Source organism: Streptomyces sp. NPDC090025 (assembly GCF_044748125.1).
Lineage (GTDB): Bacteria > Actinomycetota > Actinomycetes > Streptomycetales > Streptomycetaceae > Streptomyces.
The window spans coordinates 254,210-270,930 of record NZ_JBIVFL010000008.1; the positions used below are offsets into that span (position 1 = coordinate 254,210).

The window sequence follows — 16,721 nt, forward strand, 5'->3', positions numbered from 1 at the left end:
GTCCGCATGCGGCGTGTCCCGGTCCGTCGTTCCCGGCGGTGCGTCCGCCGGGGCGGCGAGCAAGGACCACTCCTGGTAGGCGAGGGCGTCGCGGGCGGTGTGCGCCCGGTGCCGGCCCAGGCTTCCCAGGGCGTCCGTCAACAGGCCCGTGCCGCCGGGCGCGTCCGGCGTGGCGGCGGCCTGCCACCACTCGGAGGTCGCGTGGGTGACGTCCCCCGACGGGCGGGGCATGGTGCGCAGCAGCCGTCGGTCGTGCCGGCCCACCAGCGCGCCCTGGAGGACGGCCTGGTGCTGCCCCGGCCGCGTCGACCGGCCGGTGCCCTGCACGGTCACGTCGTACAGCACGTCGTAGAGGAAGTCGACGGCCCGGTACGTGCCCTTGGTGTAGCGGGCGGTCGTCGCTCCCGAGGACACCGTGCTCGTCGACGCCGCGCCGTAGCCGGCCAGCACCGAACTGAACAGGGCCGCCGCGGAGCTGAGGTGCGGCGTCGCGTCGAGGGCGAAGTTGAGCACCAGGGACGCGGGCAGGGCCACGCCGTGCGACCGGGTCCGGCTGCTGGCGACCGACTCGCCCGACTCCAGGAGCTGGCGGGTGCGCGGCTCCCGCTTCGCGGAGGCCGTCAGCGGGAGATGCCGCTCGGTTCCGGGGAGGCGGCGGCCGTGCGGATCGGTGAGCTGGCGCCAGTCCCCCACCCGCACCCGTACCACCGCCTCGAAGTGCTCGCCGTCCACGTGCAGTCCGATGACGAGCCGGTCGCCGATGGCCTGCGGCAGTTCGCTGATGAAGCTCTCCGCCGAGAACCGGTCGTCGAGGACACGCCGCACACCCTCCCGTACGCCCTCGGGGGCGCCTCGGAGGATGGCGTCGCGGATCTCCTGGTGCAGCCGCCCGTCGGGCAGGTCGAAGGTGCCCGCCCCGGCGTACTGCCGCAGGCTCGGGGCGGTGAACGCGGCCGGCGGGGCGAACAGCAGTTCCTCGTCCTCGGCGTCCCGGGCGCGGACCCAGTCCGTCGGGGACAGGTCCGGAACCGGGACCGGGTCCTGGCCCGCCGGGTCCAGGGCCGGGTTCAGGACGGCGAACGGGCCGGTGAGCGGCCCCGCGGCCCGGGCGGCGTCCCGGGCGGCTTCCGGGCGTCCCGAGTCCAGGCGCACGCCGGAGCCGGAGGCGCCGGGGGTGGACAGGTTCGGCTCCGGCTCCGCGTAACGCCGGGTACCGGACGCGCTGGGAACCCGCCCGACGGGGAGATCGCCGAGCGTCCGGTGCAGGTCGGCCAGCAAGGGGGTGTCACGGGGCGGCAGTGGGCTGTCGTTCCGTTTCCGCGGGTCGTGGTGGGCGAGCAGGGCCAGGGTTTCGTGCGGCGATTCGTGCAGGCCGACGGCGGTCAGGACCACCGCCTCCCGATGTGCCGTCCGGCCCGCGTCCGTGTCGGCCAGCGGTAGCGCGAGGAGGGCCACGGCGTCGTGTACCTGGTCCCGCCAGCTGTCCGGCAGCGCGCGCCGCAGCCGGGCGAAGGCGTCGGCGACCGGCCGGCTCAGCCCGGCCGCCAACTCTGCCCCGGTCGGCTCGTCCGACGGCTCGACGGTCGGCTGGGCGTGCTCGTCCGTGCGGGCGTCCTCGCTCGTCCGGGTGCCCCCGCGCGCGCGGGCGTCCCCTCCGGTCCCGGGGTCCATGGCGGTTGCGGGGTCCGTGGTGCCCGGCGCGTCCGTCGCGCGGCGCTTGCCGAGGGACTTCTCGGACGGTGGCCGGGACGAACCGTCCGGGTCGGTCCCGGTGTCGTCGCCGGGCTCGCCCGACAGGGCGGAGAGCAGGCGGTCGACGTGCTCGTCGACCATCCGGCCCTCCGGGTCCAGCCGGATCAGCAGGTGCAGTCCGGCGGGGACGTCGAAGCGGAGCACGCCTCCGACCGTGACCGTGACGTCCGCCTCAAGGCCGCCGTAGACGGCCTGGGAGACCGCGTTGACCTCCTCGGTGCGGCTCTGCCCGCCGGTGGTGTCGTCACCGGTCGACCGGCCGTACGAGCCGACGAACCGTTCGAAGACCCGTACGCCGTCGTCGTCGGCGCCTCCGTCGGGCCCGAACGAGGTCTCGACTCCGGAGGAGGAGTGGGTGGACGCCTCGGTGGAGCTGTCGGACTGCTGGTAGCGCCGGGCCGTGAGCGGCGTGCCCTCGGCCGGTCCGAACCGTCGTACCCGGGAGAGTTCGAAGCGGACGGTGGGCGAGGTGTTCCCCACCGGCACCACGTAGCTGCCGCGCAGCAGGTCCTCCAGGCGCGGCCGCATCACGTCGGCGCTGGTGGCGTGCGCGTAGCGCTGGCCGGCCGGGGTGGTCAGCTCGGACGGCGTCGGCCCGGAGTCCTCGGCCGCCGCGAGGGCCGCCAGGTCGGGACGGCGGCCCTCGCGTGCGGGCGCGTACCGGGCCCAGCGCCGTACCGCGTGCGCGGCGGGCACGTCGAGCGGGAGGACGTGGTCGGCGAGGAGGGCGGCCAGGTCGACGGGCTCGTCCGACACGGCGGTGTCCGCGACGGGGCGCGGTGCGGGCACGACCCAGCGCGGGTCGGCGCCCCTCGGACGCGAGATCAGCGGCTCCGGTGCCGATGCCGGAGCAGCCGCCGGTGCCCGGTGGGGAACGGTGAACCGGGTGGGGACCAGGAGGCGCATCGACCCGGAGACGTCCGCCGAAGCGTGCCATTCCGCGTACCGGCCGAGCCCGCTGCCGAGGGCCGGATCGAACGGCACCCGCAGGCCCTTCGCGAGCACGGGCAGGTCCAGCGCCGCGCCGAACGCCCCCGTCGCCAGCCGGATCGGCGCCGAGACCAGCTCCATCGGCTGCTTCGACATGCTGACGTCCACCCGCAGGGTGAAGTCGTGGGTGAAGGCCGTGGCTCCGCCCAGCGTCATCCGGTGGATGTCGAGCTCGGTCGCCGAACGCGTCGTACCGGCGGCCCGGGTGCGCGAGTAGCCGACGATCGCCTCGAACCCGGCGTGCCCCTGGTTCACCCCGGCGTCGGCGGCGGCGAGCCGCAGCCGGGCGCCGGTCTCGACGCCGAGGGAGCGGCCGGCCGTCCCGGTCTCCGCGCTCTCGAACGCCCCCTGGGTACGTCCGGTCAGTTCGACGTCGTCGTGGTCGGTCTGCGCGCGCGGGGCCGCCACGGACTCCATGCGTACCTGGACGGCCAGGTACTCGGTCGCGCCGAACGGCGAGGGCTTCGGGATCACCCGCAGCACGCCGGAGCCGAGCAGCGCCGGGACCTGCGCGGCCAGCGCGCGCGGTGAGAACGCGACGCGGACGGCGTCGAGGACGCCCGGGGAGGTGACGCGGCGGGCGGCCAGCAGGCGCTCGATCGCGCCGAGCACGCCGTCCGCGCGGAACACCTCCGGGTGCGCGACACCGACCCGCAGCAGCTGCCCGGCGTAGGTGTGCGTCGGGGCCGGCGGCCGGCCCGGCGCCGGGGCGGGCCGCCGCAGGATCTCGGCGGCCCGGTGCGCGGGCATCAGCAGGCCGAGGCCGTCCTGGACCCGCAGCCACCGTTCCCCGTGCTCGGTGCGGGTGCCCTTGCGGCGTTCGATCCGGACGTGGAACACCGGGTCGGCCGTCAGCCGCTCCTTCGGGCCCGCGTACGTGGCGCGGCTGATGCCCATCATGCCCTCGGCCGTCTTGCGGGACAGCCCGCGCAGCGCGTCGCCCGACACCTGGGCCACTCCGGCGACCCGGTTCTTCGGTGCGCCGCCGTGCTGCCGGTGCTCCGTGGCGGCACTCTCCTCGTCCTCCGGCGCGGCGCTCTGACCGGGGCCCGTCCAACTGCCCTGCGGTCCCGCCTGGAAGGCCAGCGACGCGGTGAACTCCGTCCCGTCGTCGACCGTGCGGCGCGAGGTGAGCTGGGTGTACTGCTCGATCTCCACGGGCTCCGAAGTGATGCCTTCGGTACGGGTGTTGTACGCGTCCATGCGCAGTGTCAGGCGCTGCCGCCAGCCGTCGCGGTCGGGCAGGGCGACCTGGTGGCCCTCGGCGGAGGTCAGCGCCCCGAAGACGGCCGCGAGCGTGTCGGGACCGGTCGCCGCGAGGAACTCCTCGGGCCACAGGGCGGAATCGACGAGCCAGGTCCCCGGCAGCGCGTGCAGCCCCTGGTAGACCTCCGCGAGGTGCCGGCCGAGCGCCCGCACGCCGAGGAACACCGGGCGCACGCCGGAGGAGCCGCTGGTCGTGAAGTCGGCGCTGACCTGGCCGGGTTCCTCCGCCGGTCGCTCCCGGTGGGCGGTGACCGTCCCGACCGTCGCCAGCGCGGTGGGCGGATGGGGGGAAGTCGGGGCGAACACCTTCGGCAGCAGGAGCTGAGCGGAGGTCCCGCCCGGACGGTCCAGCTCCCACACACGGCTGCGGCGGACGGTGCCCGTGGAGGACATCCGGTGCACCGCCAGCTCCCAGCGGAGCTCGTAGTTGCCCTGGTGGACGAGGCCGTTCGTCTCGTGCCGGTTGGTCTCCTTGACCGTTCCGGTGAACGCGTCGCCGCGCTCCCGCCCATAGCGCGAGCCCAGACGGAAGGCGCCGAGCTGGAGGCGGACCAGGGAGCCGACGGGGACCCGCAGGGCGGCGCCCAGGCTGCCGGAGACGCTCCATCCGGTGCCGGTGGCTCCGGTGAGCCCCCAGGCGGCGGTGGCCCGCGTGTTGACGGACATCGGGTAGTCGGCGCCGCCGAGGCGGCGGCCGAGCGTCGCGCGCAGACCGAGCCGGTACTGCCGGCCGTTCAGGTGCAGTACGTGGTTCCGGCCGACCAGCAGGTCGGACAGCGATGCCTCCAGGGCGGGTGTGCCGTAGAACACGGACAGACGGCGCAGGACGGGGGCGGTGACCTGGTCGGCACCCGCCAGGGTCCGCAGGGCGTCGGCGAACCCGTCGAGCACGGCCTCCGAGCCCGGCAGCGCGAGGAGCGTTCCGAAGCCGAGGCCCTGGGCGTGCTCGCGCCGGGCCGCGAGGGCCAGCGGCTCGGAGGGGTGCGGCGAGCCCGGGGCGGCGCCGCGGCTCGGCAGGCCGGCGGTCGCCAGGAGTTCCGGGAGCGCGGACGTGTCACCAGGGTCGGCGACGGACCCGAGGGCGGCGCCGTCGTCGCCGGGGCCGGGGTCGGCGTGGGTGTCGAGTCCCGGGGTGCGGACCGCGCCCAGGGTGCGCGTCTCCCAGTCGGCCGCGCCCTGCCCGTACCGCCAGGGCACCCCGATCTCGCCGTACGTCGTCCGGACGACGGGCGTGATGTCCGGGTGGCTGTCGGACTCGATGGCGACGGTGAGCCGGATGTCCGCGTCGTACCGCGCGTACTCCTGCGGAGCGGTGTTGAGGACGGTGTGGCTCGCGGTCTTCGCGGTGGTCGAGAAGCTGTCGTCGCGGGTCGCGCCGAAGGTGAGGGCCACCAGCGGCAGCACGCCGCGCGCCCGCTCCTCGGACGGCAGGTGGGTGAGTCCGAGGACGGAGTTGCCGAAGGCGAGGGACGCACCGCTGGAACCGGAGCGGGTCTGCCCCCGGGTCGCGCCGAGGCCGAGGTCGGCCCGGGTGCGCAGGGCGTCGGTCACCTCGCGCAGGGTGGCGTCGGCGACCTCGGCCCGGATCACCAGGCGGCCCCGGAACTCGCCGAACCTCGTCAGCCTGCGGCGGATCGGCGGGGTGCGGTCGCCGACGGTGAACCAGAAGCGGCCCCGGTCCAGGGCGGCGGCCTCGCTCAGGACCTGCTGGATCTCGCCCGACACCGCGGCGACGGCGTCCGGCCGCAGGCCCGCGGCGCGCAGCCTGCCCTGGACCTCGGCGACGACGGGCACGACGTCCAGGGCGTGCAGCGTGCCCTGGGTGTGGTCGGTGGCGTTCTCCCGGCCCGGCGGGATGTCCGCGGGCGACGCGGTCCTGTCGAGGCGGAGCGGCACGGGCGGCGCGGAGAAGATCCTCGGGAACTCGACCCCGATGCCCCGGGGCACCACGGCGGTGGTGCGCTGCGGGACTCCGTCCACGTAGACCCGCATCCTGAGGCTGCCGACGAAGCCCGCCGTGCCCTTGGTCAGCGGCTTCAGACCGGAGACGACCTCCTGCTCCCAGGCACGGGCCCGGCCGCGTCCGAAGGACAGGCCGAGATGGGGCACGCCGACGGTGGCGGCCGAGGCGGCGAGGGCGGCGGAGGTGGCGAGCTGGAAGCCGAACTGGAGCATCGACTCCAGGCCGGTGGTGGTCTCCGCGGTACGTTCACCGCTGTCGCTGGTGGAGCCGAACGCGATGCGGTAGCGGCTCAGGGCGCCCGGCGCGGGGGCGGAGCCGGGCAGCGGCGCCGCGAGGTCGGCCGGTGTGGGGAGCAGCCAGACCAGCTTGTCCCCGACGGCCAGCCGGACACCGTCGCGGAACAGCACGGACCATGCCTCGGGGCTGTGTTCGAGGAGGAGGCGGGCCATCGCGTCCTCGGTCTCCGGCCGCAGCGACGGGTCCAGTTCGTGGCTGACGACGGCGGCCCACAGCCGGGCGCGCTGTTCGGTCCAGACAGGTACGGTCTCGACGGTCATGGACCCGACGGCGCCGCCGCGCACGAAGGCCGGGGGCACGACCTCGGGCGGCGGCCCGGGCAGCACGGACGCGGCGATCCGCGCCGGGGCGGGCGGCGGCTCCTCGGCGCGGGCGTCCTGGCGTGCCGGCTCTTCGCCAGGGGCGGTGTCGTCCGGGGCGGTGTCGTAGGGCGCGGTCGCCTGGTCCGTCGGGGTGGCGGTCCGGAGCTCCTCGGGCCGTGGCTCCTCCGACCGGGGGTCCTCCGGGATCGTCTCCAGGGCCCGCCGGCCGTCGGTCGAGGTGGTGCCAGGGCCGGCCGGGGTGAGCGGCGTCAGGTCGTACGGCCGCGGGGCCGGGAGGATCGGCTGGAGGCCGGTCAGGACGCGGGCCGCCGCGGTCGGGCTGTACAGGACGGCGCCGTCCGGGACCACGACCCGCACCGTGCCGGGGGTGCCTGTCGCGGGCCGCCAGCCGAGGGTCCACACGACGTCGCCGGCGCGCAGCAGCCGGTAGGTGCGGCGGCTGCGCTTCTCGCCGGTGTCCGAGGTGTTGCGGTCGCCGGCGGTCTCCGCGTTCCAGGTCGTCGTGAGGGTGCCGATACCGGTGAGGCCCTCGTGCGTGTTGCCGGTCGGCGGGGTCGTACGCGGGCCGGAGACGCGCTGGTTGAGACGGAGCGACAGGTCACCGCGGACCGAGGACGCGTGGTACTGGTTGCTCCACGCCTTCTTGCCCGCCCGGATGTAGGCGCGGCTGGTCGCGCCCGAGATCGTGACGTCGCCGGGGCGTACGGCGTACACGCTCTGGACGTCCGCCGACACGGTGAGCACGCCGGTCGTGTCGCCGAGCACCCCGGGGAGGGTGAGCTCGATCTCCAGGCCCTCCAGGGCGATCGGCAGGAAGCGGCCCGGCATCGACGCGGGGCCGAAGACCGCTTCGAGGGTCTCGGTGACGGAGAGCGGCATGCCGTACCACGAGTGCGCCGCCGGGGAGAGGTCCCGCAGCAGGTCGTGGGCGGCGATCCGCAGCGTGCCGAGCCCGGACACCGAGGAGACCAGGGTGTCCCTGAGCAGCACCGGTGTGAGGGGCAGTCCGGTGCGGGCCGGGGGCGCGTCGACGGGCGTGATCAGGGGGGCGGCGAGCGGCCTGCGGGGCGCCGGGGCGGACCGTACGCCGATCTCCTTCGGGAACGCGAGCCGCAGTCGGCCCGGCAGGTCGGCCGGGCCGATCCGGTGGCTGACGACCCGGCCGACGGCGGGCGCGAGCACCGGGACCACCATGGACGGGACGAGGGTGCCCACACCCGGCAGACCGGCCGTCAGGGCGCGGTGTACGCGGATGTCGACGGTCATGGTGACGGTGTGTCCGCTGAGCCGCAGCACGTCCATGCCGCGCAGCGAGCCGAGGACGGTGTGTTCGATGGCGGAGGTCTGCCGGAAGCCGCCGGTGCGGGTGCCGGTGGCCTGGAGGGTGGTCGTCGCGTCCCGGTTGATGTCCCAGGGGGCGAAGTTCGCGCTGGCCACGGCCAGGTTGCCCTGGAGACCGTGCGAGACCACGACGTCGGTCGCGGTCTGCCGCAGCCGGGTCGTGAGGGCGGAGCGGTCCCACAGGCGCAGCTCGGTCGTGGTGCCCAGCGGTTCGCCGCGGTCGACGCTCGCCTTGAGCGCGATCTCGGCCACGGAGGTGCTGAGGGGGTCCCGGCCGGGGACGTGCAGGGTGAGGCCGGCGAGGAGGGCGTCCATCGAGGAGCGCAGCCCGGTGCGGGAGGACAGCTTGACGAACTCCCGCTCCACGGCGGCGGCGTGCTCCCGGCCGAGGCTGGTCCGCAGCCACGGCATCACCCGGTCGGCGAGGAACGCCCGCAGGTCGGGCACCTCGCGGACCAGGGAGATGCCGACGGAGCCGTCGTCCTGGACGGGCGCGACCAGGAGTTCGGCGGGCCCGTCGGTGGCGTCGGGGTCGTCGGCGGCCTCGGGGGCCGCGGGCAGGGCGGCGAGCGGGTGGTCGCCGGGCAGCAGGCCCATGGCCACCGCCTCGGCCGCGTTGAACATCATCACGCCGTCGACGGTCACGTCGGCGTCCCCGCCGCGCTCGTCGAAGCGGCCGACGCCGAGCGCGCCGCCGACCGCGTCGGGCAGGCCGCTCTCCTGCCACCGGGAGAAGCCGAGCCGCAGGTGCACCCGTGCGTCGCTCCACACCTGGGCGCCGATGTCGGCGTCGAGGGTGTCCGTGCGCCCGATCAGTCCCTCCAGGGAGGTCTCGGGGGCGTCCTCGGTGAACTGGTAGGCGCCTCGGGTGCGCAGCGTCTGCGCGTCGGGCAGGCCCCAGGGCAGCTCCACGCCGCCGCCCGCGCCGGTGAGGACGTTGCTCCGGATCCCGGTGACCACGGAGCGCGCGCCGTGCCCGTACAGGGCGAAGCCGAGGGAGGTGCTGGGGCCGATGGAGGTGAGCCCGGTGACCTGGGCGTGCAGGGTGACGGACGCCATCGTGCGGGCGCCGGTCCAGTGGGTGCCGACCTCGCGCTGGAACAGCGTCTGTGGGCCCCCGGCGAAGTCCGGCAGACGCTGGCCGAGGGTGTGCAGGACCGAGCGCAGGGCCGCGTGGTCGACGGCGTGCAGCCGGGCGACTCCGAGGTCCGCGAGGCCCCTCTCGATGGCGTCGAGCGCGGGACCGGTGTGCAGGTAGGCGAGGGTGTCGACGGGCAGCCGCCCGGCCGGGTCGGGGTTGCCCACCAGGCCGCTGTCGGTGTGGCCCGTGGGGATGCGGACGGCCGTGCCGTCGGGCTCCTCCTCGGAGGCGAGGGAGGTGACCGGGACCGGTCGGGTCCCGTAGGCCGGTGTCTCCTCGAGGAGTTCGTCGGGCAGGACGAAGCTGCCGGTGAAGGTGACCGGCCGCGTCCTGAGGGCGCGGGGCGTGACGGCGGGTCCGGCGGTGACGGAACGCGGCAGCCCGGCCCCGGCGGCGTCGTCGGCGGCGGGGCCCTCCCCCGTACCGGCCGCGTCGGCGGGGTCGGCCGCGTGGCTCCCGGCCTGGTGGGCGGCGTCGGCCGGGTCCGCCGGGTCGTCGTCCGGGAAGGCGCCGGGCATGGTCCCGGTGGTGTTCGGGCGGGTGGCGGCATCCACCGGGCCGGGGGCCGGCGTGGGTGCCGGCAGCCGCTGCTCCACGCTGACCCGGACCGTGAACTCGGTGCTGAACTCGGTCATCCACTCGGCGAGGACGCCCGTGCCCGCGCGCACGGTGACACCGCTCTGGGTGATCCGCGTACGCGCCCCGCCCCGGGAGAGGTTGCCCCGGGGCACCACCGCGTCGAGCGGCCCGAAGCGGGCGGCGGCGACGTTCACGGACGCGTCGGCGGCGCCGGTGAGCGCGCCCGCGCGGGTCGCGGTCGTCGTCAGGTCGTGGCCGTATCCGCTGATGATCTCCATCTCGCCGCTGAGAGTGCGTACCTTCACCGAGCCCGCCTGGTCGTAGCCGGCGGTCGCGGTGACATGGATCTGGTGTTCGTCGTCGTATCCGGTCAGGACGATGGACTCGCCGACGTTCAGCATGGCGGGGAGCCGGCCGCGCAGCTGCTGGCCGCCGAGGAAGGCCGTCAGCTTCGTCAGGTTGCCGTGCCGGCGCAGGGTGTCCGCGTCGGCGCGCGGGCCCGGCCCGCGGGTGCCCAGCGGCGGCAGGAAGCCGGGGAACTCGGCGCGTACGAGCGCCAGGGTCTCGCTCAGGACGCGTGCGGGCCCCGCCGGGTCGAGGTCGCCGATCCAGACCACGCCCGGCAGGTAGTCGCGGAACCGGGCGGGCACCGCGAGCCTCCGCTCGCGCGCGGTGCGGGCCAGCTGCTCGGCACCGTGCGGCTCCGGCTCCTCGACGGGGGTGGTGCGCCAGCCGGGCGGAACCTCGGCGGCGAGCATCCGGACGTGACTGACCAGCGGGACGGTCCGCACCCGGTCCTGCTCGTCGGTGAGGGTCAGCACGGTGTCGAACCGGACCAGGGTGGAGCGTTCGTGGAGCATCAGCTTGGACGTGTCGAGCCCGGTGACCTGGTCACCCGGCGTACTCGTCCGGACGGTGCGGGTGCCGGTCAGCCCGAAGTTGGCGGTGACCCGGGCCGCCGCGGTCCCGGCGGTGAAGTTGACCGAGCCGCCCACCTGGAGCCGGTCCGTCCCGGTGAGCTGGCGTCCGGAGGTCGTGATGTGCGCCCGCTCGAACTCGGTACGGCTGAAGTCGTCGTCGCCCAGCACGGTCGGGTTGTGATGGCGGGCCGACACACTGATCGTGCCGTGCCGTCGGCCGTCGGCGGAGAAGTACTCCGGCGAGCGGAAGAACCCGTCGGTGGCGTCGTGCATGCCGGCGATCAGGGTGTCGAACGAGGCGAAGTCCATGAGGACGGCGTGGCTGGGGTGTCCGACGTCGGTGAACTCGGCCCCGGCGAGCTGGAACACGGCGGCCCGGAAGCCGGCGGCGCCCCGGAGCACCTCGAAGTGGGCACGGTTGCCCAGGCGCACCGGCGGCTCCGGGTCCAGCGGGCCCGCCACCGGGGTGTCGGCCTGCCCCCAGGCCTGCCATTCGAGCTGACCGGCCGCCGTGTTCCCGTCCCGTCCGCGGGCGACCGTGTCGAGCACGGTGCGCAGCACGTCGGGGTCGGCTTCGCGGGCCCCGGTCCGGCGGCTCCAGCTCTCGGAGGTCGCGTAGAGGGGTTCGCCCTCGCCGCGAGGCTGCGAACGGGCCGCCTCACGGCCCACGTTGATGTACAGCGCCTTCTCGCGGAAGCCCTGCCACTGGCCGCGCTCGCCGCCGGGACGCAGCACGACGAGGTCCAGGCCGAGGCCGGCGAGGAAGGTCACGGCCCGGTACGAGGAGTGCTTGACGCCCTGGTGGTCGAGGACGGTGGAGCCGGCGTAGGTGGTCTCGGCGGTGTTCCTCAGCGTCCACGGGCCGCGCAGCAGACCACCGAGGCCGCTCAGCCGGCCGCCCAGGGTGACGGCGCCGGACACGGAGGCGTCCTGCTCGGCCGTTCCGGTACGGGTCCGGCCGGCGAACTGGGTGGCGCGCCGGTCGGTCATCCCGTGCACCCGGGCCTGGCGTTCGCCGTGGTCCTCACGGAGTTCGACACGGGCCGGGTCGAACACCTCGGGTCCGGGCAGGACTTCACCGCGCGGGTTGGTCAGCTGGGTCCAGCCCGCCGGGCGGGCCCGCACGATGAGCGTGAAGGCGTCCTCGCCACGGCCGACGGGGAGGATGAGCGCGTCGCTGATGGCGGCACGCAGATCGCTGCCGGAGGCGAGGCCGTCCAGACCTCGGTCGAGAGCGGGACGGGCCTGCGCGCGCAGGTGCCGGGGCAGCAGCCGGAGCGTCTCCTCCCGCACCGTACGGACCGTGTCGTCGACGAGCTCGAACCCCTCGCTGCCGGTGGCGAGCCGGAAGTCACCGTCGGTGAGGTGACCGGGCGGCGCGAACACCAGCAGGTCGTCGATGGCGTCCTGTTCGGCGACCCGGTCGACGGGCTCGTGCCCGGCGGCGTGCGGTTCGGCGGGGTCGGCGGGGTCCGGGGCGGGCCCGGGTGCCGACCCGCCGAGCGGGTCCGCGCCGGTGACGGTGGACCACCCGCTCCGGGAGGGGCCGGGCACGGGTTCGGGCGTGGGCTCCGGCTCCGGCGGGGCGGAGAGGCGGTGGAGGTCGCCCAGGGGGATGGCCCGGACGCGGGCGGCCGTGGCGAACGCGGCCCGGGAGACGGGCTCGGACCACTCCGGCTCCGTACGCAGGGCGTGGCGGACCAGCTGGGCGGCGTCCAGGGCCTCGCGGCGCAGGGAGCCGGCGAGGAGGACGCGGGCGCTCTGGCTCGCGGTCAGGCGCACGCCGGACCGCTGGAGTTCGGCCGCGGTCAGGGCCGGTCCGGTGCGGTCGACGGGCCCGGCGGGCAGGTCGGCGTCGGTGAACGCCTCGGCGAGCCACCGGCGCAGGTCGTCCGGGGAGAGCCGGGCGTCGGTGCCGTCCGGCCCGGCGGGCTCCAGGGCGTCGTGGGCCTCCAGGGCGCGCAGCAGGCCCCACGGGCTCGGATCGGCGGGCTCCGTGCCCCGAGCGGGCTCCGTGCCCGGACCGGGCTCCGCCGCCGGTGCGGGCCCGCGCGGGTCGAGCGGGTCGGTGGTGCCCGGCCGCCGCGGCGCGTGCTCGGTCTCCGGGTCCCGCTCGGGGTCGGCCGGTGCCGGGTAGCTGACCGTGATGACGGCGCTGCGGCCGCTGGCACGCGCTCCGGGCCCGGCGAACAGGTGCGCACCGGTCGTGGCGGGCGCGCCGGCCGTGGTGAGGCCGAAGCGGTCCGCGGCACCCGGCCGCGCGCCGAGCGTGCCGAGCTCCTGCGCGACGAGGCGCAGCAGGGTGGTTCCCGCGGCCTCGGCCCGCCGCGCGCCCTTGCCGCGCGCGGCGTCCGAGGACAGGGCGAGACGTTGCCCGTTGCCGTGTCCGACGATCCGGATGTGCGGCACGGGGCCGCCCCCGGCGGAGTCCTGGCGGTGCGCGAACTCCGCGAGCCGCCGTGCGAGCGGGCGCAGCGCCTCGGTCTGCGCGGCGCTGATCCGGATGCCCTCGGTGAACAGGACGCGGTGGGTCTCGTCCCGCGGGGCCGGGCGCGGCGTGGGCAGCGGGTGGTCGTGGAGCACGGGCCCGGAGGCGTGCGCGGTCTCGATGGCGGCGAGGACGTCGTCGGTGACGAGGAGCTCGGCGGAGGGGTCGGCCATGATCCCGTCCGTCGCCGCCCCGGGGGCGTCGGCCGAGGCGCGGAACAGGGTCCTCTCCTCGGTGTAGCGGTCGGGCGCGCCCAGGTAGTGCAGCAGTTCGTGGAGGAGGTACGGGTCGGTGTCGCCGAGGTCGAGGCGCAGCTGGTCGGGGCGTGGCAGGGGCTCGCCGAGCGGGGTGGAGGAGACGACGACCGCCTCGTCGTCGGTGTTGCCGTGCCGCAGCTCGACGCGTACGTGCAGGCGGTCGCCGGACGTCGGCAGTCCGCGCCCGTGGGTGTTCAGGGCCCGGTCCAGGATGCCCTGGAGGCGGTGCTGGAAGGCTTCGCGGGCGTCGCTGCCCAGGCCGATGACGGGCAGGTCGAGGGTGATGTCGCGGACCCACAGGTCGGGGGTGGCCTGGATCCGCCGGATCCGGGAGCGGATCAGGGTGGTCCGGCTCTCGCCCCAGGTCCGCGCGGGGTCGAACCGCTCGGTGCTGAGGGTCGCCACCGGGGCGTCGGCGCGGCGGGCCGCCCAGGCGGCGTCGGGGGGCGTGGCGGCCGGGGCCGGGACGGGTTGCTGGACGCCTTCGCTGACCCGGTCGGAGGCCGGCGCCTGGGAGGGGCGGGGCCCGGTCGGGCCCTGGCGGGTGCGGTAGGCGTCGACGAGCGTGTCGATGCCGGCACGGCGCTCGATCCGTTCGAAGACGTCGATGGAGCGGGCCCACTCGGGGGCGTCCTGGACGTAGTCGAGGGACAGCGGGCCGTCGGTGAAGCCGCCGTCGCCGTTCTCCCACCGGTAGGCGTTTCCGGTGCGCCCGCCGCGATGGGTGGCCCGCCCGTAGACCAACAGGTCGACGGTGCCGTCCTCGGGGTTGGCGACATAGGTGTAGGTGACGCCGCCCCAGCCGGTGCCGAGGTGCTGGTGCAGGTCGACACCGAGGCGGATCTTGCCCTCCCTGGGCTTCTTCTCGCCCGACGCCAGCCGGGCCAGCAGGCCCTCGTGCCCGGCGAACAGGCCCTCGTGGGTGCGGTTCGCGTAGTGGACGCGGCCGCTGAACTCCCAGCCCCGCCGATCGCCCGCGGCGAGTGCGGTGAACCGCGCCCGGACCCGGGTGACGCGCTCCTCCACCGCCGCGTGGCGGGCGTCGTCGGCGCGCCGCCAGGCGGGCCGGACGGCGTCGCGGACGAGCACCCGGTTGGCGTCCGTCAGGGCCACGTCGATGCCTTCGAGGTAGCGGTCCAGGTCCCGGTCGAGGTCTCCGGTGACGGGCTGTCGTGCGAGGTGGTGGGCGAAGGTGAGGGTGGCCGCGTCCTCGGGCTGCTCGGTGAGCAGTTCGACGAGGTCGCTCCGCAGGAGCAGCAGCGCGGCCAGTTCGGGCTGGTCGGGCAGGCGGTTCAGGATCGCGGGGCGGTCCGTGAGCCAGCCGGTCAGTTCCTCGTCCTGGGCGAGGAGCGCGGCGACCGCGGGATCGGCCTCGGCCAGGGCCGCGAGGCCTGCGACCGCGTCGGGTCCCGGCCGGTCGTGCGCCGGCCGGGCCGGGGCCTGGCCGGTGGCCGGGCGGACAGTGGAGTCCGGGCGGGGGGCGGAGTCCTGGCCGGGGCCGGTGGCCGGTCCGGGGAGCGAGCCGGACGCGGGAGCCGGACCGGTCGTGGGGTCCGGCGTGCTCGTGGAGCCGGGGTCCGGCTCGGAGTCCGGCCGGGGTGCCTCCGGGTCGGCGGGGGCGGGGAGCGCGGCGTGCTGCGCGCCGTACGCGTCGACGACCCCCCGGATCCGGGCGGAGCCGGCCTTCGCGGCCTTGCCGAGCCTGCCGCCCTTTCCGGTGCCGAGCGCGAGCAGGGCGGCCTCGAAATGGGGCCGGGTGAGGGCGTACCGCAGGAGTTCGGGGTCGCCGAGGACCGCGCGGGCGAGCAGCGGCTGGTTGTTGACGAAGGTGGTGAGGGCGTCGTCGGCGAAGAGGCGCCGGAGGTCGTCGCCGGTCAGATCGGGGGAGGCTCCGGCCATGCTGTCGAGGAGCATGGCGCGCCCGGCGGCCTTCGGCAGCAGCGCGCGGTCGGTGGTGATCGCGGCGACGAGGCCGGGGAGCCGGTGGAGGGCCCGCCAGAGACGGCTCTGCTGGTGGGCGTGGTGGACGAGGACCCGGTGGGCGCGGACCAGGGCGAGGACGCCGGGGCGGCGCAGCTGGCCGGAGAGGTCGGGGACGGCGATCAGGGCTTCGGCGAGGCCTTCGAGGCCGTGCAGGGCGGGCACCAGGTCACGGTCGGCGAGGACGTCGGCGGCCAGGCCCATGGCGCCGAGGGGGTGCAGTGCGGGATGGCCGGCGAGCAGGTCGGCGAAGCCGGGAACGGTTCGCAGGGCCTCGGCCAGCCGTGGTTCGTCGATGAACGCGGACAGCAGGTCGCGGGAGGCGAGGATCTGTTCGGTCACGGTGTGCGCCTGGTCGAGGCCGGCCACGAGGCGGGCGTCGGACAGGACGCCGTGGGCTTCCTCTGCGTGCTGGAAGGCGTTCGGGTGCGCGGCGAGGGCGGCCGTCAGGACGGGCGCCTCGTACAGGGTGCGGGCGAGGCCGGGGGTGCGGACGACGACCCCGAGGAGCGGGCTTTCGGCGCCGGCGGTCAGGGCGCGCACGACCGTCTCGACACGATGGTGCCGCTCCGGGTCGCCGTCGCCGCGGAGCGCGAGGAGCTCTTCGAAGAGTGCGTCGCCGTCCCGCAGCACCGGCAGGAGCCGGAAGCCGTCGCCCAGGAGCGCGTCGGTCATGGCCTCGCTGTGTTCGACGAAGCGGCTGCCCGGGGAGCCGTAGCCGAAGGCCACGGCCAGGTGCGGGATGCGGATGTACCGGAACAGGTTGCGGTTGTGGGCGATCCGCAGCCCGGCGTCGCGGTCCCGGGCCAGTTCGTCGACGAGGAACGGGTCCTCGACGAAGGCGCGGTGGAACGGGGCGTTGGTGCGCAGCGCCCTCGTCAGTCCGGTGTTGAGGTGCAGTGCCCGCTGGGCGCGCTTGGAGGGGTCGGTGAGGACGGGGAGCAGGTCGGGCAGCCGGCGCAGGGTCGGGAGCAGTTCCTCGTTGGCGAACAGCAGGTGGCGCAGGCCTTCGTCGGCGGTGACGGCGTCCCGCAGTCCGGGGATGGTCTCGTACGCCTCGTGGAGGGCGTCGAGGGTCCGCAGGCCGGTCTCGTCCCGGGCGGCGCGCAGCACGTTCCGGGCGGCGTCCTGGGACAGGTCGAGGGTGCGCATGCGGGCGGCGTCGCGCGGGGAGATGTCGAGGCCGGTCCCGCTCAGGGTGGGGGTACCGGCGGCGGTGACCTCGGCCAGGAGGGCAGTGGGGTCGTCGGCGAGGGCGGTGAGGCGTTCGGGGGTGTCCCGGATGATCGCGGCGACGGCCGGGCGTGCCACGACGGCGTTGAAGAACGTCGCGTCGGAGGCGAGGAGCGGCAGCAGCGGCGCGGCGCGTTCGGTGCCGAGGGCGTCGAGGAGTTCGGTGTCGAGCAGCAGGCGGGTCCAGTGGC

1 protein-coding gene (cut by both window edges) is annotated in these 16,721 nt (G+C 75.8%); it reads right to left on the reverse strand.

Every position in this 16,721-nt window falls within one protein-coding gene, locus tag ACIPXM_RS20630, for a hypothetical protein (RefSeq protein ID WP_401657333.1), read on the reverse strand. The gene is 51,651 nt long; 18,195 of those nucleotides lie to the left of the window and 16,735 to its right, leaving coding positions 16,736-33,456 in view, spanning codon 5,579 (partial) through codon 11,152 (complete); reading right to left, the first codon wholly in view occupies nt 16,717-16,719. Both codon boundaries (start and stop) fall beyond the window edges.